This window comes from Vibrio ziniensis (assembly GCF_011064285.1).
Lineage (GTDB): Bacteria > Pseudomonadota > Gammaproteobacteria > Enterobacterales > Vibrionaceae > Vibrio > Vibrio ziniensis.
The window spans coordinates 1,180,202-1,201,180 of sequence record NZ_CP049332.1; the positions used below are offsets into that span (position 1 = coordinate 1,180,202).

A 20,979-nucleotide genomic window follows, 5' to 3' on the forward strand; every position below is an offset into this window, starting at 1 on the left:
ATCACTTGACTATATAAATATCATTATCTTTATTCCAAACATTACTATCAGAGTTTTCTCGGATTACCTTTAAGTTATTAACCTCAAATTCAGTAACACCAAAGGAATAAATAGCTGGAATACCATTCTTATATATTTCCACACCAAAAGGTTTTTTTGTTTCAGGATTAATTTTATAGCTATTATCTAGTCCCATCCCTGTGGGTGTATCTGGATTACACGGTGGACGAATATCGTAATAACCAAAATCATCATGATCTGTGTGAATTTGCGTTAATGTTATCCCATTAAATTCGATACCTGACACCGCATGTTCAATTTCACTGTAAAGACTAATCGCCCCATGGCATTCACCAGAAATATTTGAGAAAGTAATATTTTCAATATTCCCCGGTCTAATTGCTGGATCTCGATATCTTACACTGATACCAATTGGCTCAGCTTTTCCCCAATGATGAGGTACACACAAACGACTTTCGAAAATAATATTTGAAAACATCATTTGACGTAGATTTCCACCGTCTCTAGATACCAGTGCAATTGCACGATTCGAATCAAATATGGAAATGTTGCTGACAAGTACACTTTCTACATTGCCGAACGTTTCCGTTCCCACTTTAATTGCAGCCCCACGAGAACGGATTACGCAATTGGTTACTGTCACATGCTTAGTATCCTGGCATCCTTGCACCTTCTTTCTGGTGGTTTTAATGCAAACGCCATCATCCGCCGCGCTAAGGAAACAGTTCGCTATCCGTACATACTGACAACTATCAATATCAATAGAATCCGTGTTGGGTAGATATAGGTGATTGTTTACCTTAACGTTGTCTATAGCAACGTTGCTACAACACACCAAGTGTATAGTCCACATCGGAGAACGCTGGATAGTGAAGTCATTAAGTGTGACATTGTCACACCCTTCCAACACAAGCATTCTTGGGCGCTCAACTTTAGGCATACGATAGCCAGCGTCATCAGCATGTTGAGAGAACCATTTTGAATCTTGACCTTCTATCAAACCTTTACCGCAGATCTTGATGTTACTTTTCCCCTTAGCATACAGAAGAGCCCGATAAGAAAGTTCAGCCATAGACTGTGTAGTGATGTGGTAATAGTCTTCAATGTTTTCACTTGCAACAATCTCAGCGCCAGCCTCTAAACTCAGCACTAGATTGGATGGCAAACTGAGACTTGCACATAAGTATCGACCTGCAGGGATTCTTAACTCTCCGCCTCCAGCAGATTGAATGGCATCAAGTTTTTTTTGTATTTGTTCCGTGACTAAGTTTTCTGCAGAACGACATATTTCTGGGTCATCTAGATATATAAACATTTATTTTCTTACCTTAATAGCTATAATCAAAATCTCGATATTCGTCATGTGCTTATAAAAATGAAAAAAGTGCCAAATTTTTTGATGGAATTAAATACTCAATTCATATGGGATTGGAATTGGTTTACCAATTGCGTGTCCCACGCAGAACAATTTGGTTACACAGGCATAATTATTCACCAGCAAGAACTACTCTCTATTATTGTTTCTCCATCAAAAACTTCTGTTCATGCGCATAACGAGAATTTAATTCATCAGAGAAACCACGCACTTCATTATTTAAAAAGAATTTCCGAATATCTATCGAATAGAAAACTCTCATTTTGGCTTCAAGGTGAAGCAACCCCACAAGATGATATAGTCAATCGAAAATTTCCTGAATTTAATTCAGACAACCCTTTTAATGATAATTTTTGGACAGAGTTTTATTCATCGTTCCTAAATTCTATCTTTAATTATGTACCCAAATTTGATGGCATAATTCTGAGTTTAACTATGCCCGACTTTCAGCCTGATAATTGGCATGACTCGTTGCATCAAATGTGGCAGCAGCTGCGTCAGCAAGGAAAAAAGCTCGTACTGCGAGATTTTATCGACACCGGTTGGCCAAGACGCCAACTTCCTTTAATTCTTTCTAAACTACCAAACGATGTCAGAGCATCTTTCAAACCAACAGAGTTAGATTTCCATCCTGGGTTCGCAAACCATCCACACATTGATATGGTGCCAAATAACAAGAAATGGCTCGAATATGATTTGTGGGGCACAGGATACGGTTGGTCATTTCTCCCTTGTTACTTATCCGATGAGATCCAACAGCGTATTAACTGGGCAATGAGTCTTGAAGGTGAAGGCATAGAAGCCATTACAACCCGAGTGTGTTGGCAATGGATGCCCAGCAGAACAACCTTTGACTCTATAAACCTTATTAATCTGATTGGATTAAGCCTCTTTCACTCTGGTGAAGAAAACCTAAATACACAACTGGAGACCGATTGGCTCAAAATGTCCGGTGTGCATTTTCAATCTTCAATTGATAAACAACTTTTCTTCAATTCTATTCGCTCAAGTCACTCTTGGTTTATGAGTACTCCTAACATTCTTGGGCGTCGTTTACATTATCAAAGTCAGATTCCTCAAAGCCTTGCTCACGCCCGTCAATTAATGCACATGGATACTCGTAGTGCCAGATGGCAACTCTCTTTTGAGCCATTTTTGCCAGCAGACGACAAAGCGACTGGGCAGAAACAACGAGAACTTGTCTCTCTAGAGAAGGAAAATGCATCCTTCATTGCTCACTCTGAACTGCATCGTTTAATAGCTATGAAACCGACTGTCTTTGATCCTCATGGCTATTTCGAACAAGCTTTGGATGCTTGGAAAATTGCCAACATCTATAGCGAAATGTTCACTGCGGTATCACTCTCAACGACAGAAGCTATCTGGAAAGAGCAGTATGAATCTACCAATGGTAGTACCTCCAATCAGCAGCTTAAATCGCAAAATGAACTTCTAATACTCGCTGACAAATTAGATCATTTCTGCCAATCACGTAATGCACCGACTGAATTGACTTTACCTTTATTGCTCAGCGCAGAACGACTAGCCGACTTTGCCTATTCACTCACCATCAGTCCGTGATTAATAAGTTATCTCACCACATTCTTTTTTGCATAATCACCATTGAGTAATTTAGTCGGAAAAAATAACGAACCACTACAAACGTGACCTCAGCCAAAGATTATTAAAGTTTAGTGTTACTGACATCACAGTCACCACTAAAAAAAGTGTGAGTTAAGTAACTTTGGTAGAGAAAGCCGTCTCTATTCGATCGATTTACTATCCTAAATGTAAAAATACGTAAGATTGATGTATCAATATATTTGATGCAGTTAAATTATGAACTAGAAAATATATGAACAGTAATTCAACGTCATAGCTTGTGGTGCATCACACTCCATGCCTGATAGAGGACTTTATGAAACCAATTCACGCGCTTACCTTTTCACTTCTTGCCGCCACTCTCTTTTTAACTGGATGCGAATCTAAAGCCCCTGAAACTACAGGTGCAGAGTATGTAGCACTTTATGAAGAGGCTAACGCACTTGGTAAAGATACCGAAGCACTCTCCTACCTTAAAAAGGCGGCTGAAACGGGAGATGCAACTGCGGAATCTCGTCTTGGAGACGCTTATTTGCATCAGCGTTACGGTCTGAACAACCCAACACTAGGCTTTACCTATGTGCAAAGCGCAGCGGAAAAAGGCGAAGCCAGAGCCATGACCAATTTAGGGATTCTTTATCTAAATGGTGAAGTAGTTGAACAAAACTACCCCCTCGCTTATCAGTGGTTCGAAAAAGCACATGCCAGTGGGGATATGAAAGCTCCACGCTATTTAGGGATCATTTATGAAAAGGGATTGGGCAAAACTCCAGACTATGTAAAAGCATCTACTTTTTATAAAGCCGCTGCGGATAAAGGTGACATTACCTCTCAGTACAATCTGGCACATCTTTATGAAGCTGGCTTAGGTGTGGACCAGAGCTGGACTAAGGCGATAGATCTTTATGAACAATCAGCTACTCGAGGGGATATCATCAGCATGCCAGCAATGGTTGCACTCGGTAAAATCTACGAAAGCGGAACTGGCGTTGAAAAAGATGTTGAGCAAGCATTAGTTTGGTACAACAAAGCCGCTAATCTTGGCGACCAAGAAGCCAAAATTAAAGTAGGTCAGTATCAATACCCCAATAGCCCTTACATAATGAATGTAAATACACTCGTTAAGGTAATTGGCGATGGCCAAAAAGTCGCGGGGGTTGCTATTGAGTACAGCTCTAATATCGATTCAAGTTCACTTCAATTAATTGATTTTCATGTGAGTGGTAGAGAGATCACATCCGTATATCTCAGCAAACAAGCCGTTTTAGGTCTCCCTATGGATAGCGGTTCATTCGTGATTGTTGAGCTAAAAACAGACATTGATCCTGCTAGTAGCCAAATGGGTGGAGGTCCTCAAGATCAAGCGAAAGGCAGCGGGAGTTCTAATCAAGGACCGGGACCAGGCGGACCGAAAATGGGACAAATTTCAGATAAGCCAGCTGAAGCCGTGACTCTAACTAGCAGTATCTCTCAGGTAGGTGATGTTTCACTGACAGATGGAACGCTGGTGAAATCAACTAAAGAGGTTCTCAATAGTAATCACACTCTTAATCCTGACATTGCAGATTTTCAACAATTGACCTTTCACGATAGTCAGTTCAACAAAGATCTGATGTACAACTTGTTCGTTCCCAAAAATTACGATCCGAAGAAGTCTTATCCTCTAGTGCTATTCATGCACGATGCGGGAGTGGTCAGCAATAATCCGATTGAAACCCTAACGCAAGGATTAGGTGCAGTTGTCTGGGCTTCAGATAAAGACCAAACGCTGAATGAGAGTTTTGTACTTGCGCCGCAATATACCTCTGTAATGACAGACGATACAGGCGCGGTATCTGATGACATGGATATCACTGTTAATTTGATTAAAGACCTAGTGACCAAATATTCCATCGACACAAATCGACTATATAACACAGGGCAATCGATGGGAGGAATGATATCCATTGCTATGGATATCAAATACCCAGACTTATTTGCTGCATCTTTGCTTGTCGCGTGTCAGTGGAACCCTGACTTAGTTGCACCGCTCGTAAACAAACCGCTTTGGATCATCGTGTCCCAAGGCGATACAAAAGCGAATCCAGGAATGGAAGCGATTACCAGTGTGCTTGCGCAGAATGGAGCAACAATAGCTAAGGCTTCATGGAACGCTGAAGCTAAGCCTAGCGAACTGGCAAACAATGTGGAGCAGATGCTAAGCAAAAATGCATCGGTCAATTATTCCGTATTCGATGGCGGTAGCCATACTTATACTTGGCAATACGCCTATTCGATTGAAGGTGTACGCGAATGGTTGTTCAAACAACATAAATAGCGTGCAACATATTGAGATTTAAAATGGCTAAATTTTTCAGTGTCATCATCAAGTTACTGACTGGTGTGTTTATTTCAGCGGCGCTCACTCTGCTGCTGATTATGTTCACGCCCAGCATATTTAACAAAGCTCTCGGTCTATGGATTGAAACGTTACCGAGCTTTAAATATGTCAGTTATCAAGTTACCTCCAAACAGGAATTGGCGGACCGTTTTGGTCTAGAAACAAAAGATGATGACGTTGCTCTATTTAGTCAGCTACAAGACTCATTGCCTGATACCAAAGATAAAAGTTCGCCGTTTTTTAGATTTTTAACCGTACACGCATACCCTACTCCCTGTAGTTTCACGCTCATTGGTATCCACCGCACGATTGATGTCACATGGCAAATTGAAGGACTTAGATGTAAAGGCAAAGAAGCGTGTGAGCTAGCAAAAACTCAGCAAATCTGCCCAGACAAAAAGAAGCATGACAAATGAGAGAGAAAATTAAACTGTTATGCTGGTTAACTTCCGCAATATTAGCGATCTACGGGATGCAGCAAATCTATAGCACCTATAGCTTAGGAGACATGCAGCATATGATTAGCCTGTATTTTATCCCAATATTAAGTTGCTATATTGTTCTCATATCTATTCGTGGGATTCTCTTTATACCGACTATGCCGGTCATACTCTTGATGGCAAGTGCCGTAGATAATGTTTTAATGTTAGTCGTTACACTAACCGCAACTTGCTTTTCAAGTTACCTTGTATGTATCGCGGTCGACTATATGGGGTTTAAGTCTCGGATTGAAAACATGTCATCTAAATCTGTTAAGAAAGCGCAAAGCTGGGTGCAGAATTATGGCATTGTTGCGATTGCAGGGTGGGCTTTTTTCCCATTTGTGTTTACTGAAATCATCGTTTATTTAGCAAGGATTGCCGGAATATCCAAGCAGCAGATCATTCTATCCGTTGCTCTCGGAGAGGGATTAATGTTATGTCTTTTAGTTTACATTACCGATTGGTTTATTAATCTTACAGCATAATCATAAAATACAACTCACGCCAATATATAAACTAAAGAATTAAAATATGAATACTTTTGTAAATTAACAATTGGCTGATGTAAATATATGTAATTATAATTAACCCACAAAAAATAACCTTTATATTTATAATGTTTATTATATTAACGAGGTTAGGTATATGTTTAAACCAACACAAAAATCATGGCTAAGTCCCTTTTTGATGATCACTTATATTGCAACATCAATCACAGGTGTATTGATGTTATTTCACATAAAATTCCCAGGTTTATATCCCGTACATGAGTGGGTTGGCCTTGCATTTGTAATTGCTGGCATCATCCATATCGTTTTAAATTGGAAAATGTTTGCTTCCTATTTTAGTAAACTCAATTTAAGAGCAAATGCTACCTATGGCACTGTTATCGCATTGGTTCTCGTGGTCGTTATTGCTTTTGCAATTCCTTCGAATGGACACGGTGATCACAGTAAATATCATGCGAATGCAGGCAGCACTTCACAATCGCTAGCCATTCCAAAACAATCTTAAACAAAAAAGCTAGTAGAATCTCTTATCTACTAGCTTTTCTTTAACATTCACAATCACTCAACAACCTGCATTAACTGCAATTTTCGCTGATATTCGTCCGTTACTTTCTGAACTTTTTGCTCATATTTTTCTTTGGCTCGAGCAACTTTGTCCGCTTTCCCTTCTGCTTTGGCCTCCGCTAAGTCATCTTCATACTCATCTAACGCGTCATCCAAATCTTCTTTATATTCTTCTCTAAGCTCTTTTAAATCAGCTTGATATTCAGCAGAAGTCAAATTTGGATTTTGTGCACAACTGTCTTTCACATGTACTAAAGAATTTTGCAAACCTAATATTTTAGAAACATCTCCATATTCTTTTGCTTTTTCTAACTCAGATTCTTTTTCACATATTTTACGTTCACATCCGGTTAATACTGAACAACTGGATGCTGATTGTGCCGCAATCGTTGTCCCTGATAATAATAGTCCTGCCATCATGCATGTTAATATCCTTGGACTTAAAGTTATTTTTCTCTTCACTTTGTATCTCCTATTCATATCTCATTGATAAATATATATATGAAGACAATAGTAATGGTTAGAGCTACTCTAAGGTCAATTCAGAAAGCTTAAATTTACTTTTATTTACATCCAAATAGATTGCTTAAATTTAATTAATAACATTGTTTTAATTTGATTGACATTAGAGTTACTCCAACCTTTAGACTACATTGAACTATGAATTATTGAATCACATAAGGACACATTCAATGAATGGTCAATTCTTTATATCGTTAATGGCCTTTGTCGCTTTGCTTTCCGGCTGCGCACACGATGAAGCAACTAACACAAACAACAAACCACTAGATGTTGCTTCTTCACTAAACATCGTTCTCCCTGTCAAAAATTGTAGTGAGCTTTTAAGTACAGACCTTACCACTATCGGCGGTACAGGGAGCAAAGTAACCAAAGCGGATATCATTATGGATTCAAGCGGTTCATCGTGCGTAATTGAAGGTCTATTAGCTCCAGAAATTGGTTTTAAAGTTCAACTGCCACTTGAGTCATGGACACAGCGATACATGCAACTAGGCTGTGGTGGTCTTTGCGGCCGTGTCGGTTTGATGGTGAGCGCGGCTGATAGCTGCCTTGCAGTGAAAAACAATAGCTTTGTTCTGGCATCTACCGATATGGGTCACCAAGGTGGAAGCGGCGATTTTGGTGAAGATCCTCAGAAACGAATTGATTTTGCCTATAGATCCATGCACTTAACGTCTGTTGCAGCAAAATCTCTGATTAAAGAATTTTACGGGCAGGCGCCTCGCTATTCTTACTTTAATGGTTGCTCTGATGGTGGACGCGAAGCACTTATGGAAGCGCAGAGATTCCCAGACGACTTCGATGGTGTTATTGCTGGCGCGCCTGCTATGAATTTCTCAGTACAAAATTCCTTTCATCATGGTTGGCTAGCTTTGTCGAACTTAGATGAAAATGGCAACGCTATAGTACACGCAGATAAGCTCCCACTGCTGCATAAAGCGGTACTAGATTCATGTGATACGTTGGATGGTTTAAAAGATGGCTTAATTCAAGACCCACGAGCTTGTAACTTTGACCCTAGTGTTCTTCTTTGTAAACAAGGACAAGAGACTTCGACATGCCTAACAAGAGCCGAAATACAAGCTGTTACTAATATCTATAAGGGTCCTCATGATAAACAGACTGGGCTCGCTTTAGCCCTCGGCGCTCCTATGCGCGGTTCAGAACTGTCATGGCCCGGAGTGTTCGTTCCTATGCAAGGAAATGAAGATATTTTTAGTAAACGTGTTGCAGAAGAAGCATTAAGCGGCGTTATTTACAAAGAAAACCCAGAGAATTTTAAACTTACCGATTTGAAATTTACTGAAGCGGAATTTGAAAAAGTGAGTGCTTTATATGGCCTGTACAGCGCGGTAAATCCTGATCTTGCTACCTTTAGGTCTCAAGGCGGTAAGCTGATTTTATGGCATGGTTGGTCAGACCCACACATCTCACCAATCAATAGTATCGCTTACTATGAAGCTGTACAGAATCAAATGGGTAAAGATGAAACTGAGAGCTTTATGCGATTCTATCTATTTCCAGGTATGTACCACTGTTTCGGTGGTGATGGCCCCTATCAATTTGATTTGGTAACACAAATGATGCGATGGGTTGAGCAAGGCATATCTCCTTATGAGATCATTGCAAAGCAAAGTAGCCAACCTGAAACCTTCAACGGCGCAGGAGCACCAGAAGAAAACGTAGATAAACCAGCTAAGGCTTTACAAAATACGCCTTCATTAGATCGTTCAAGACCGGTTTACCCATATCCATATGTGGCAAGTTATAAAGGTATAGGTTCGATCAATGAAGCAGATCAATTTGAAGCTAAATTAGGCAGTACAGGTCCAGAGCGCTATATCTGGGCAGGGGAGAAATTCTATCAACCCAACCAACAGTTAAAATGCCAAGTTGATAATAACCAGTTGAAATGTTCAGCTTGGAATCAAATGTAGTAGTATAAGTGCCCAGTTAAACAGGGCACTTTAACACTAGAGATAACTATGGAGCATACTCTTGCAACGAACCTACACCATTAAAGAGTTTGAAAAAGTCACAGGCGTCAGTGCGCATACATTGAGGTACTTTGATAAAGTGGGGTTACTCAGCCCTGCTCGACTAGATAATGGCTATCGCACCTACTCCTTAAAGCAAGTATCGATTGCAGAATTTATTACCCTGCTACAACAGGCCATGTTCAGTAATGCTGAGATAAAGGAAATATTAAGTAACTACAACTCTCAACAAACCATTGAAAGTCTTAAAGTTAACCAAAAGAAACTGCGTGATGAAATCATCAATTTACGTAGAGCGCATGGTTTTATAAGTGAACACATTGCTTATCTTGAACAACTCAGCTCCGTTCGTGAGAAACTTAGCGTACCATTTATTGAACAAGCAAAATCAAGAACTGTTGGCTTAGTACAACCTGATCTAGTAAGAGACATTGTCGATTTCTTTGACACTGTCGATGAAATTATTCTAGAACCCACATGGCCACACTTTTTCACTCACGGCATGCTCGTCGATACACGTAAAGTAACCGAAGCAGGCTATCCGCTAGAAACGATGTACGTCGAAAACAGCAAAGTCGCTAAAGTACACTCACATACCATACCTGCTGGACGTTATCTCTGTATGTATTGCGACCAGAGTATGGAAGACAATCCACACGCTATAGAGTTGATACGACACGCACAGCAAACTGGATTTTATTACGAGCCGTTTTTATACATCGAGAAAGTCAGCGGCCCTGTGATTGAAAAAAGAAAACAAGATTTCTTAGTCAAGCTTATGCTAAAAGAAAAATAGCATTCATTCGGGCCACTGGCTCATAACCGCTAGTGGCTTATATATTCATAACTGACCGCTATTCCCAGACATCAAGCCTTTCATCTCGGAAAAAGAATTCTTTATCCTTTTCGCCAATTTCACGAATCACTTTACATGGCACGCCAAAAGCAACACTGTTTTCTGGAATGTCTTTGGTAACCACGCTACCAGCTCCAATTACACAGTTATCGCCAATAGTAACGCCCGGCATTATTTGCGCACTAGAACCAATCCACACATTGTTTCCTATATGTACAGATCGGTTATACACATAATTGTTCTTACGTAGGATTGGCAAAATTTGATGACCAGATGTCGATATAACCACGTTTGGCGCGATCATGCAGTCGTCCCCAATATAGATATCCGCATCATCTACAAAGGTCACGTTTGAATTGCAATAAACCCCTTTTCCTAAATGCACATTTTTACAGCCCCAGTTAGCATTCACCGGAGCTTCTACATGTGTTCCTTCACCAATTTCAGCAAACATTTCTTTTAGAAGAGTCTCTCTTCTTGCAAAGTCGGTCGGACGAGAGTAGTTAAAGTCATAGAGCTTTTCTTGGTAAAGAAATTGATTGTCTTGCAGTTCTGGATCATCGTATCTATAAACCAGCCCTTTTTCCTTTCGTTGTTTATTGTCCATGGGAATTCCATTGATAGATTGCAAGTTTGACGTCAGTCTGTAGGCAAATTAATCGGATTAAAGTTAACTGAGTCAACAGTTTCACCCACCATTATCGATAAGTAATGTTTCGTTTAATCAGCCTTTTGCTTTACTTCACATATTTGTTTATTAGCTCATTGACCTTAGAGTATCTCTAACCCTTATGGTTTGCACTCCAATAGCTCAATAACTATTCCAAAGGCTGTGAAACATGAAGACTATAAAAAGAATAAGTACCTCCCTCGCATCGGTTGCCTTAGCTGTGGCCGCCGTTCCTAACGTTATGGCAGATGTCAAAATGCCTAGTGATTGGAACGGACCTAAAGTTATGGGACCACCACAAAGTGCTAATGCTTGTGGTGAAGCGCCTGATATCACCCGAATTACACATAAATACCTTGATGTCGCATACGCGAACATTTCCGATGCTCAGAAGATGGACATCTTTCTTCCGGAAGAATGGAAACCGCAATACCCTGTTATTATCAATGTTCATGGTGGTGCATTCTTTGGCTGTGACAAGATGGACAACCAATTAGTACCAGCTCTGTATGGCTTAGGAAAAGGCTATGCCGTGGCAAATATTAACTACCGACTAAGTCCAGAAGCTAAATGGCCTGCTCAGATCAACGATGTTAAAGCCGCGATTAAGTTTGTACGTGCAAATGCGAAAAAATTCAGTTTTGACCCTAACAAAATTATCCTAATGGGTGGTTCAGCCGGTGGTCATCTCGTTGCACTTGCTGGTGTTTCTGGCGATGTTAAAGAGTTAGAAGATCCAAATTTGGGCTACCTAGATATATCGACAAAAGTTCAAGCCGTAGTAGCTTGGTATTCTCCGATCAACTTCAAAACTACGGATAAGCAGTGGGAACAAATTGGCATTAAAGGTCAATTGCATGAACCTTTAGATTCATTTGAATCATTCTTGCTTCGTGAAGAGCTAGGTAAAGCTTCAGAGGCAACCTTAAAGACCTTAAATCCTGAAAACTACATTACCAGCGACGCACCACCTTTCTTACTTCAACACGGATATAAAGATGAGGTGATCCCTCGCCTGCAAAGTCAGGAGTTTGCCGTCAAACTTGCTGAAGCAATTGGCAGTGACAATGTTGAATACAACTTGTTGATGAGCTCAAACCATGCCGAAGACAAGTACTTTCATACTGAAAATAACTTAGAACGCAATTATGAGTTTTTAAAGCGACACATTAAATAAACCAAATAAAGTGTTCTGACTGCGGCAGTAATGATTTCCCCCAAATCTACTGCAATGGTCAGAACATTTTTCAATCCTCACACCTTCTCATAACTTAATGTTTAATGGCATTTTTTCCATTTTTCACTCAATTCATCTAAATTAATTTAAAATTTTATTGGCTCATATGGTTGATTGGTTCATTTTTTAGATCTATTATGAGCCATAACATAATATGAACCAATAAACAAAAAGGAGTCTTTATGACTACAACTTATGGATACATTCGTATCTCTCCAAAAATTAATGATATAGACAGTCGAATAGAAGCGTTTTCCAAATGCAATGACAGTATTCAATTAATTACGGAAACAAAAATCCGTGGTGGCGTACCACTAGCAGACAGACCTGCATTTTCTGAATTGGATAAAAAGCTAAAACAAGGTGATCAGCTCATTGTGTGGTGGATTGATGAGTTGGGTAAAGAGTTTGCAACTTGCGTTAACAACGTAAAATCACTCATTGATCGTGGTATAACCATAAAAACCATCGTTCAAGATTTAGAATTCAAACTCAACGACCAAATCACAGATGCTCTCGTAAAAATGATGCAAGGGTTTTCAGAATCTGAAAAACATCGTCGACTTTTCGCAGCTGAGTTGGGTCGCCGCTCATTAAGAGGAGATAAAGACAATTGGAAAGCAAAATTCCGTGGACGCCAACGAGATGAAGGAAAACATCAGGAAATCGCTCAAGCTCTATTTGAAGGTAAAACACTTCAAACCGTAGCTGAAGAAACTGGCGCAAGTATGTCTACAGTAAAACGTGTTAAGGCGAAAATTAAAGATAACGATGAACTGGGTCATCTTAGAGGTAGAGGCCGTGTACATGGCGGACGAGGGAGAGCTGGGCACGAATCGACAGATAACGGAGAAAGGCGTTTCGGTCGACATAGAGGCATTGGTCGCGGCCATCCTGATAATCAAGAAACCAAAAACGACTAAACTTTAAAACTCAATAGCTCTTCAAACCCTGAACTGTAGAAAGAAAAAAAGCGTCCTGTCTAGACGCTATAAAAAGTGCAAGAAGAGTTAAGCAATAGGTAAACATAATCTATTTTAACGCTAGGAATGATAAGTACTCAGTCTTACAGAAAGATGAAAGGATGATGTAACTTTGATGAAGCATAAATTTTCCTAGCGTTTGATTCCACGCCAATATACCTATTTCCATCGGCACTCTCCACGTGAACAAAAATGTTTAGCTCGGTTTCTAATTTTTAGGCACAATCGTTCCATAACGCCCACATTCACTGTTAATAAAACCAAGGCGTAACACGTACTTCCCTAGAATAAAACTAAACAATTTGAGTACCGATTTATGCAAATAAGAAACAACACCTTTCAGCTTGAAACGGTAGAACAGCCAACTATTTTCCATGATGTAAAAACAACTCTTCTAAGTGATGAAACCATTCAGTCCCGCGCTAAAAAGTTAACCGAGCTGATGAAAGCTGAATCTTTGGATGTATTGGTAATATATGCAGACAAAGAACACGGCAGCAACTTCGAGTACTTGAGCGGATTCATTCCTCGTTTTGAAGAAGCGCTAATGATTTTGAAACATACTGGCGAAATCACTTACATCATGGGTAATGAAAACCTCAAGCTTGTTCCTCATGCAAGACTTTCAGGTAAGTGTCTTCATGCACCCGTTTTCTCATTACCTAATCAACCGATGGATGGAGATGCACCACTTTCTGAAACACTTGTAGCAGCAGGCATTCAACCAAATCATAACGTTGGAATAGTTGGCTGGAAGCTTTTTACTGGGACACATATTTCAAAACAAACCCAGTTCGACATTCCGTATTTTGTGGTTGAAGCAGTCAAAGAGATAGTTCCAAACACGCAAATCTTCAACGCCACACACCTTTATATTGCGCCGGGCATTGGCGCCAGAACGATAAATAACGCCAACGAAATTGCTCATTACGAATATGGAGCTAACCTTGCTTCAAGCGCAGTACTCACGGCTCTTAACGCTATCGAACTCGGTAAAAGCGAAAAAGAGATTGGAGCTCAGCTCTCTTTAAGCGGTCAGCCTAACAGCGTGATCCAAATTGCAGCGACTGGAGATCGCTTCGACCATGCACAGCTTTATCCGCGCGACAAAATCATTTCGTTGGGTGATAAATTCTCATTAACCACTGGATTTAAAGGCGGTTTATCCAGTCGATCCGCTTATGTGGTAAACAATGAAAAAGAGCTGCCGCAACAAGTCTGCGATTATGTCGAAAAAGTAGCGACGCCCTACTACAACGCCGTCATCCATTGGTTGGAGAATATGCAGCTCGGCGTCTGTGGTAAAGATATCTATCAACTTATCGACACGGTATTGCCGCGCTCAGAATATCACTGGCATTTAAATCCGGGTCACTTTGTGGCTGATGAAGAATGGCTGAGCTCACCAATGAGCCCAACTTCAGACGTCGACCTATGTAGTGGAATGATGCTGCAAATTGACATCATCCCGTCTATTGCTGGATATGCTGGTGCAAGTATTGAAGACACCATAGGCTTAGCCGACCATGAATTACAGCAGCAAATACACCAAGAATATCCAGATCTTTGGAGTCGTATTGAATGTCGCCGAAACTACATTAGAGATGTATTGAACATCAATCTACCCGAATGTGTGTTACCCCTATCCAATACCGTCGGATATTTACGACCATACTTGTTAAATAAGTCAAAGGCTTTGATCAGGCAAAAGTAAGTGTTGAAGGCGCTATTCGACCAGGAATAACGCCTCTGTAAGCTTCATCCAAAATCTTTAAACTTGATGCGCTTTAGTATGAAAAAAGTGCTTAAATACTTTTGCAGCAAAGCTGTTCATCAGTGAAGCAATGATGATCAAAGCAATCCCCACAACCTGATAGTGAGAAAAGGTTTCATCAAAGAACAGTACTTGCCATATTGCTGTGAATAGTAGGTTTGTGAAAATCAGTGGTGCAAGTTGAGAGTTACTGTCTGCAAGCTTATAGGCTTTTGAGCGCAAAATTTGATTCCCAACCACAGTGATTGACAGAACAAAGAGGCATCCCCAAACCAATAGATTATGTTGTGGCTCGAGTAATATCTGAGTATCCATATCTGACAAACCGAAAATAAACGATAAAGGCAGCACCGCTATCGCAGCGATAAGAAAAGTCCAACTGTTCAGAACCGCTGGCTTCACTTCGCGCTTACTTGCACGAAACAAACTCACTTGTGAACCCGCATTGAATAAACCAGCACCTAAACCGAACAGCAACTCAGGTCTAAACTGAATTCCGGTCACATCACCAGCCAGCAACAATACGCCAGCGAATGTTGCTACTAAACCAAACTTGGTTTCTGTCTTTATATTTACTTTGAAAAATAGCTTTTCCAGTACAGCAATAAACAGTGGTCCAGTACCAAATAACACCGAACTTTCAACAAGTGTTAACGTGTTAAGTGATGCGATAAAACACAGTTGGCATGCCGCAATACAAAGCCCTCGTATAATAATTGGCTTTAATACTGTTCGCGGTGGTAAAGGCAGTTTAGAAACTGCGACCATGGCAAAAAGTAACAATGCAGGCATTAAGAAACGAAGGAATGTTAAAAGCTCAATTCCCATCATTTCGGTAAGTTTTTTTAAAATAAGCCCAGTTAACGACATACTAAAAGTTGATATGAGCATATAAGGTACGGCGCGATTCTTAAACAACATGATATCCCCCTATTGACGCGCTCATAGTAGAGCAATGACAACAGAGATAAAAACGAATATATTTAAACAAACCTGTTAGATAAACTTACATATGAATAGACGACCACCTCTTAAATCACTCTACGCATTTGTTGCGGTAGCAGAGGCAGGAAGCATGACGGAAGCTGCAGGTCTGCTTAATGTTAGCCATTCTGCAATTAGCCAAGCGATCAAAAGCTTGGAATCGCTTATTGAGCAACCACTATTCCTACGCATAGGTAGACAGGTTCAACTCAATGCGGTGGGTCAGAAATACTACAACGATATTGCGCCAGCTTTGAAAACCATCATGGATGCAACGGACGCCGTCACACAGCAGCCGCAATCCAACCGAATTACACTCAACATGATCAACTCTTTAGCGATTCACTGGTGGGTTCCACGCGTCGACAACTTTCAGCAATACGCACCCAATGTCGATATTCGTCTATCAAATTTGGTGGGACCGTTTGACCTAAACCAAGAAGGCGTCGATGTCGCCATCATTCATGGCAAAACGGATGAATGGGAAGACTACTATTGTGAAAAACTCGGTGATGATGAGCTTTTATTGGTTTGCAGCCCAGAGCTACTAGATTTAACGCAAGAGACACCAAGCCCAGCTGAAATGCTTCAACGTTACCCAGCAATTTATGCAGAAAACCTAAGACGAAAACATGACTGGAGTGTCTGGTGTCAAGGCAACGAGCTCCCCGTCCCGAAGCCACAACGCAACTTAAACTTCATTGCGTCGATACATGCTGTTCAAGCGGCGATTCGAAAGTTGGGGGTATTCGTTACACATCGTCTTTTCGTTCGCGATGAAATCAAACATGGGCTATTGGTAGAGATAGGTACACCTGTGAACAACCCTCATCAGCAGTTTTTCTTCGTGTGCAAACCGGAGAAACTGCGCAATGAAAACGTCCTTACGTTGAAATCATGGCTAAGCAAAGAGTTTGATGATGCTAAATCAAACTAGAGCTTGTTGTTAAGTTTGTTTTCGCTCTTCTAGTACATAGGTGGTGAACATATTGCAGTTTCCAATTAGCTCTCCTTATAAAAACTTTGAATAGTGCGAAGTTGCTTCCCGTTCATCTGTCAAACCGATGTCTTTTTTCATATGGGAGCTTAACGCACTTGTACTGTTTTCCCACTCAGGATCACTCTTTCTAAACCAATTAAATAGCTTGAAATAACTGAATTTAACCTTTGTAATTTTACCTATCATTTGCATAATTTTGCCTTGCTTCCATTTGCGATAGGAATATTATCTGAGCAACACGAATCGGTTACGAACAACCGTTTATTACAGGAACTATAAGCTCAGGTTATGGACAAACGACTACGTCATCTTTCCTCACTTCGCTATTTTGAGTCTGCCGCTCGTCTGAAAAGCTACAGTAAGGCTGCCGATGAGTTATACGTCACTCAAGCCGCTATCAGCCAAAAGCTTCGTCAGCTAGAAGAGCAATTAAAGTGCAAACTGTTTATTCGTCGTGGACGAGAAATGCATCTGACTGACAAAGGTCAAATTCTGCATAAACACATCGATGATGGTTTCAAACAGATCATTACTGGGCTTAATCGCATACAAAATGAACCATTAGAAGGTTTACTGAACGTCAGTGCCCCCCGCTCCTTTGCTACACGTTGGTTGATGCCAAGACTGTGGAAGTTCACCATGGAATATCCACATATTCCGATTAGAGTGCAGAACATCAAAGAGATCGACATTCGTCATACCGAAACCGATGTTCTCATCTGGCAAGGTCAAGAGAGCGTTCAACATCTCGAACTTGAGCAAGAAACGCTGTTTGAAGAAGCGATTTATCCTTACTGCTCACCGCAGCTTGCTGAATCGATGAAGTTCGAGCGGCCTGATCAGCTTCTAAAATGTTGGTTAATAGATTTCCACTCAGCTTCTTTTAGTTGGGATCACTGGTTCGCAACAGCTCAAGTCAATGCAAAGCGTGAAAGCCTGCAATGGATGGAAGTCAGTACGTTTGATATGGCGATCAACGCGGTTGTCGCTGGTCACGGTGCTTGTTTAGCCACAGAGAGTATATCGGCAGATTTCGTCGAACGCGGGTTGTTAGTGAAGCCGTTTGACATCGGATTAAAACCAGGAATTCGTTATTCATTGATTAGTGATCCGGCATCTTCAAGGGCTTTGAGAAGTAATGCATTTAAAGCATGGTTGAAGAAAGAGCTTATGATAAAAACCTAAGCACAGGCTGAGCAATGTGTTTTTCAGATAAGTATCTGTCAGTAACGCTGATCGACATTAATGACAGATAGACATTACTGACAGAAAAAATAGCGACTTAACTTATAACGTAGTAACAACGTCTTCCATCGACAAACGCGATTTAGGTAAGCCATGGTTATAGTCTTCACCATCTTTGTGGTAGCCAATCGCTAGGGCTACTTCACACACGTGTCCATCGAGTTCTTGTTTAAACTCTTCACCAATCATCTGTGAATCAACACCTTCCATCGGCGTTGAATCAATACCTAGGCGAGCCAAGGTGTGCAGCAAGTTACCTAACGCAATATAAACCTGAGCTTTAGTCCAACCGCTGTTGAAACCCGCTTGGTCGGTATTCGCTTCAGCGAAAGCATAAGATCCCATACGCGCATCGAATTTCTCTGGCGACAGACGACCTGCAACCACTTCTGCATCTAGGCGTTTAGCGTATTTTTCTTTAGTGAACTTTGGATCGTACGCCAGCAAAATTGTATGAGAAGCAGCCTTTGCATGATGTTGGTTGAATTGATGCTTATTAGCAAAAGTATTGTAGAAACGCTGCTTCGCTTCATCACTTTCAATAACAATAAATTTCCATGGCTGAGAGTTAATCGAAGAAGCTGAAAGACGCACTGCTTCTTTAATCACTGCCATATCTTCCTGAGAAATACGTTTCTCTTCATCATATTTCTTGGTTGTGTAGCGCTTGCTTAGATCTTTGATAATTTGATGAGACATTACTGCTCTCCTTAACACCAATTATTAAAGGCACGGTTTGTATCAGCACAGCCACGGGCCTTGGAATGAGCTCTATAATATCGACTTAACAAATAATTGGTATGGCTTCTTTGTTTTAAACGTTTAATTGTACTTAAGATATTGACCTTACCCTAGGGGAAGGCTTTATAGTCTAGCCAAATCTTCAATAGCGGTTCACCATGCGACTAAACATCATTTCAACAACTTGGATCACCATTCTGGCATTAGCAGCTCTGCTTGTGTCGGGTGTTGCTACAAGTGCAGGAATGATGAACAGCTCTATGTCGCATGCCATGCAATCTACTTCAGCGCTTTGCCAGAGCCAGCAGATGTCATCACATCACAAGATGCAAATGGAGCATCATTCTGAATCTAGTGCTGATTTGGTCATTAACCAAAGCCAATGTGAAATGTCTACAGATATCATTCATAACTGTTGTGATACCACTTGCGCTTCAGCTGCCGCTATTTTGATTGTTCCTGATGAATTGCTGACTGCAATGACTTCCCTCGCCCTATTTTCGTCACCTAAATCCGGTGATGTTATTCATACCACCAGAAGCCTCGAAAGACCGCCCACAGTATAAATCCATCTCTAGATCTTAGGTTCCGCACGTAACTGCGGAAGTATTCCCGTGCGCATCTTGCGCTCAGTGATGGATTGAAATTTCGTGAAAATTAAACAATGCCTTTTGGCACTGTCTATCAGTGCTGCGGTGTTAACGTCAGCTGCCTATGCCGGCGAGCCACTTGCTAGTGAGAACGCTCAAGGTAGCTTAGCGTCAACACCGGACAAAACACTTGTTCAACTTATTGAAGCTGCGCTTTCCAATGACAGTGCTCGCCGCCAATACTACGCAGAAGCGCAAGCAATGCGAGAAACAGGCAAAGCCAGCGCGACTCTAATGGACCCAAAACTAAAGTTCGGCGTTACAGGTCTACCTACCGATAGTTTCGCTTTCGATGAAGACCCAATGACCAATATTACCGTCGGATTAATGCAGCAGTTCAACCGTGGTGATACCTCAGATCTCAACGACAGAAAAGCCAGTCAACAAGCCGGAGCATTAGAAGTTAAGGTTGCGGCTAGAGAACTGGAAGTCGCTAATGCCATCACCCAAATTTGGCTTGAATTAGGCTACCAACAAGTTGCTAACCAAGTTCTGCTTGAGAACCGCACCTTGATGAGTGAGCTTGAAAACTTCATCCAAACCAATTACTCGATTGGCAAAAGCGAAGCTCAAGATTTGATTAACGCTCAACTGCAAGTCACTAAGTTGGATGAGAAGATCCAAGCCAATGAACAAATGCAACAAAGACTTGCTGCTCAGCTCTCTGAGTGGCTGGGCTCAGACTGGTTGTTAAATAAAGGTTCGTTAAAAGCAACTAATCAACTTAACTGGGACTCATTACGAGATATTGAAAATGCTGCCAGTAGCCGAAATTACTATTCGCTACTCAATCAAAACCCAACAGTGCAAATGCTTGATGCTTCAATAGATGCACGTCGCACTCAAGTCGACATTGCTCGTGAGTCATATGCCCCACAGTTTGGTGTTGAAGTGATGTATGCCTATCGCCAATCAAACAATATGCGCGGTGAACCTGCCTCTGACTTAGTCAGTGCCTACATCACCATGGATATCCCTCTGTTTACTGGGAACAAGCAAGATAAAGACTTAGCTGCAGCCCAGTACCAAGTAGGAGCAGCTCAGTCACAAAAAGATACTTTACTCAGTCAAATGAATGCCAAAGTCAATGCTCTACTAATTGACAAGAACAACCTCGCTCAGCGCCTTGAACGCTTTGAATCTACCTTGTTACCACAAGCGGACTCTCGTGTGAAAGCAACCGAAAGGGGTTATCAGAACAACACGGCTCAGTTTAATGATGTGATTTTAGCCACTCGCGATGAGCTTGCATTGAAGCTGGAATACCAGCGCCTCATCACCGATTTGAATCTGGTTAACAACAATCTGTCTGCACTTTTAAATAGCTACAGCTATCAGGTAGATAAACCAGAAATTTCCATAACATCAGAGCAGCAATAACGAGGCA

The 20,979-nt window shown here is 41.0% G+C and carries 19 protein-coding genes; 14 read left to right on the forward strand and 5 right to left on the reverse strand.

Annotated features, from left to right (window positions below):
* Position 1 precedes the first annotated feature (1 nt).
* Complete coding sequence (locus G5S32_RS20290) at positions 2-1,336, reverse strand: glycoside hydrolase family 28 protein (RefSeq protein WP_165313950.1); 1,335 nt, start codon at positions 1,334-1,336, stop codon at positions 2-4.
* Between the two features lie 495 nt (positions 1,337-1,831).
* On the opposite strand from G5S32_RS20290, the gene G5S32_RS20295 reads away from it, so the two are divergent.
* From G5S32_RS20295 to G5S32_RS20315, 5 genes are all read left to right on the forward strand, one after another.
* Positions 1,832-2,977 (forward strand): hypothetical protein, encoded by a 1,146-nt coding sequence (locus G5S32_RS20295; protein WP_165313951.1) that lies wholly within the window; start codon positions 1,832-1,834, stop codon positions 2,975-2,977.
* A gap of 337 nt (positions 2,978-3,314) precedes the next feature.
* On the forward strand, positions 3,315-5,315 hold the full coding sequence (locus tag G5S32_RS20300; protein ID WP_165313952.1) for an alpha/beta hydrolase-fold protein: 2,001 nt from the start codon (positions 3,315-3,317) through the stop codon (positions 5,313-5,315).
* 23 nt (positions 5,316-5,338) lie between these two features.
* Positions 5,339-5,794 carry a hypothetical protein gene (locus G5S32_RS20305; RefSeq protein ID WP_165313953.1) on the forward strand — a complete coding sequence of 152 codons (456 nt, stop codon included), beginning with the start codon at positions 5,339-5,341 and terminating at the stop codon, positions 5,792-5,794.
* 182 nt (positions 5,795-5,976) lie between these two features.
* The gene (locus tag G5S32_RS21680) at positions 5,977-6,345 is read left to right on the forward strand and encodes a VTT domain-containing protein (RefSeq protein WP_343033185.1); all 369 of its coding nucleotides are present in this window, start codon (positions 5,977-5,979) and stop codon (positions 6,343-6,345) included.
* Between the two features lie 160 nt (positions 6,346-6,505).
* The gene (locus G5S32_RS20315) at positions 6,506-6,874 is read left to right on the forward strand and encodes a DUF4405 domain-containing protein (protein ID WP_165313955.1); all 369 of its coding nucleotides are present in this window, start codon (positions 6,506-6,508) and stop codon (positions 6,872-6,874) included.
* A gap of 53 nt (positions 6,875-6,927) precedes the next feature.
* Here G5S32_RS20315 and G5S32_RS20320 read toward each other — a convergent pair whose 3' ends face one another.
* Positions 6,928-7,353 (reverse strand): DUF1090 family protein, encoded by a 426-nt coding sequence (locus G5S32_RS20320; RefSeq protein WP_165313956.1) that lies wholly within the window; start codon positions 7,351-7,353, stop codon positions 6,928-6,930.
* A 272-nt stretch (positions 7,354-7,625) separates the two neighbouring features.
* Between G5S32_RS20320 and G5S32_RS20325 the strand changes: the two genes are divergently transcribed.
* A complete protein-coding gene (locus G5S32_RS20325; protein WP_165313957.1) occupies positions 7,626-9,392 on the forward strand; it encodes a tannase/feruloyl esterase family alpha/beta hydrolase in 1,767 nt (588 codons plus the stop codon).
* A gap of 61 nt (positions 9,393-9,453) precedes the next feature.
* Entirely contained in the window at positions 9,454-10,248 is a 795-nt protein-coding gene (locus tag G5S32_RS20330) for a MerR family transcriptional regulator (RefSeq protein WP_165313958.1), read from the forward strand.
* Between the two features lie 58 nt (positions 10,249-10,306).
* Here the strand turns inward: G5S32_RS20330 and G5S32_RS21660 are convergent, their stop codons facing one another.
* Entirely contained in the window at positions 10,307-10,915 is a 609-nt protein-coding gene (locus tag G5S32_RS21660; RefSeq protein WP_165313959.1) for a sugar O-acetyltransferase, read from the reverse strand.
* Positions 10,916-11,147: 232 nt separating this feature from the next.
* Here G5S32_RS21660 and G5S32_RS20340 point away from each other — a divergent pair, with 232 nt between their 5' ends.
* From G5S32_RS20340 to G5S32_RS20350, 3 genes are all read left to right on the forward strand, one after another.
* Positions 11,148-12,155, forward strand: a complete 1,008-nt coding sequence (locus G5S32_RS20340) for an alpha/beta hydrolase (protein ID WP_207621643.1) — start codon at positions 11,148-11,150, stop codon at positions 12,153-12,155.
* Between the two features lie 242 nt (positions 12,156-12,397).
* Positions 12,398-13,138, forward strand: a complete 741-nt coding sequence (locus tag G5S32_RS20345; RefSeq protein ID WP_165313960.1) for a recombinase family protein — start codon at positions 12,398-12,400, stop codon at positions 13,136-13,138.
* A 376-nt stretch (positions 13,139-13,514) separates the two neighbouring features.
* Positions 13,515-14,912, forward strand: a complete 1,398-nt coding sequence (locus G5S32_RS20350) for an aminopeptidase P family protein (RefSeq protein ID WP_165313961.1) — start codon at positions 13,515-13,517, stop codon at positions 14,910-14,912.
* 57 nt (positions 14,913-14,969) lie between these two features.
* Here the strand turns inward: G5S32_RS20350 and G5S32_RS20355 are convergent, their stop codons facing one another.
* Positions 14,970-15,893, reverse strand: coding sequence for a DMT family transporter (locus G5S32_RS20355; RefSeq protein ID WP_165313962.1), 924 nt, complete (start codon positions 15,891-15,893; stop codon positions 14,970-14,972).
* A gap of 91 nt (positions 15,894-15,984) precedes the next feature.
* Between G5S32_RS20355 and G5S32_RS20360 the strand changes: the two genes are divergently transcribed.
* Both G5S32_RS20360 and G5S32_RS20365 read left to right on the forward strand, forming a co-directional pair.
* Complete coding sequence (locus G5S32_RS20360) at positions 15,985-16,893, forward strand: LysR substrate-binding domain-containing protein (RefSeq protein ID WP_165313963.1); 909 nt, start codon at positions 15,985-15,987, stop codon at positions 16,891-16,893.
* Positions 16,894-17,244: 351 nt separating this feature from the next.
* Positions 17,245-18,141, forward strand: a complete 897-nt coding sequence (locus G5S32_RS20365; protein ID WP_165313964.1) for a LysR substrate-binding domain-containing protein — start codon at positions 17,245-17,247, stop codon at positions 18,139-18,141.
* 102 nt (positions 18,142-18,243) lie between these two features.
* On the opposite strand, the gene G5S32_RS20370 is transcribed toward G5S32_RS20365, so the two are convergent.
* The gene (locus tag G5S32_RS20370) at positions 18,244-18,900 is read right to left on the reverse strand and encodes a nitroreductase family protein (protein ID WP_165313965.1); all 657 of its coding nucleotides are present in this window, start codon (positions 18,898-18,900) and stop codon (positions 18,244-18,246) included.
* A gap of 200 nt (positions 18,901-19,100) precedes the next feature.
* Between G5S32_RS20370 and G5S32_RS20375 the strand changes: the two genes are divergently transcribed.
* Complete coding sequence (locus G5S32_RS20375; RefSeq protein WP_165313966.1) at positions 19,101-19,508, forward strand: hypothetical protein; 408 nt, start codon at positions 19,101-19,103, stop codon at positions 19,506-19,508.
* Between the two features lie 84 nt (positions 19,509-19,592).
* Entirely contained in the window at positions 19,593-20,972 is a 1,380-nt protein-coding gene (locus G5S32_RS20380) for a TolC family protein (protein ID WP_425509213.1), read from the forward strand.
* Positions 20,973-20,979 lie beyond the last annotated feature (7 nt).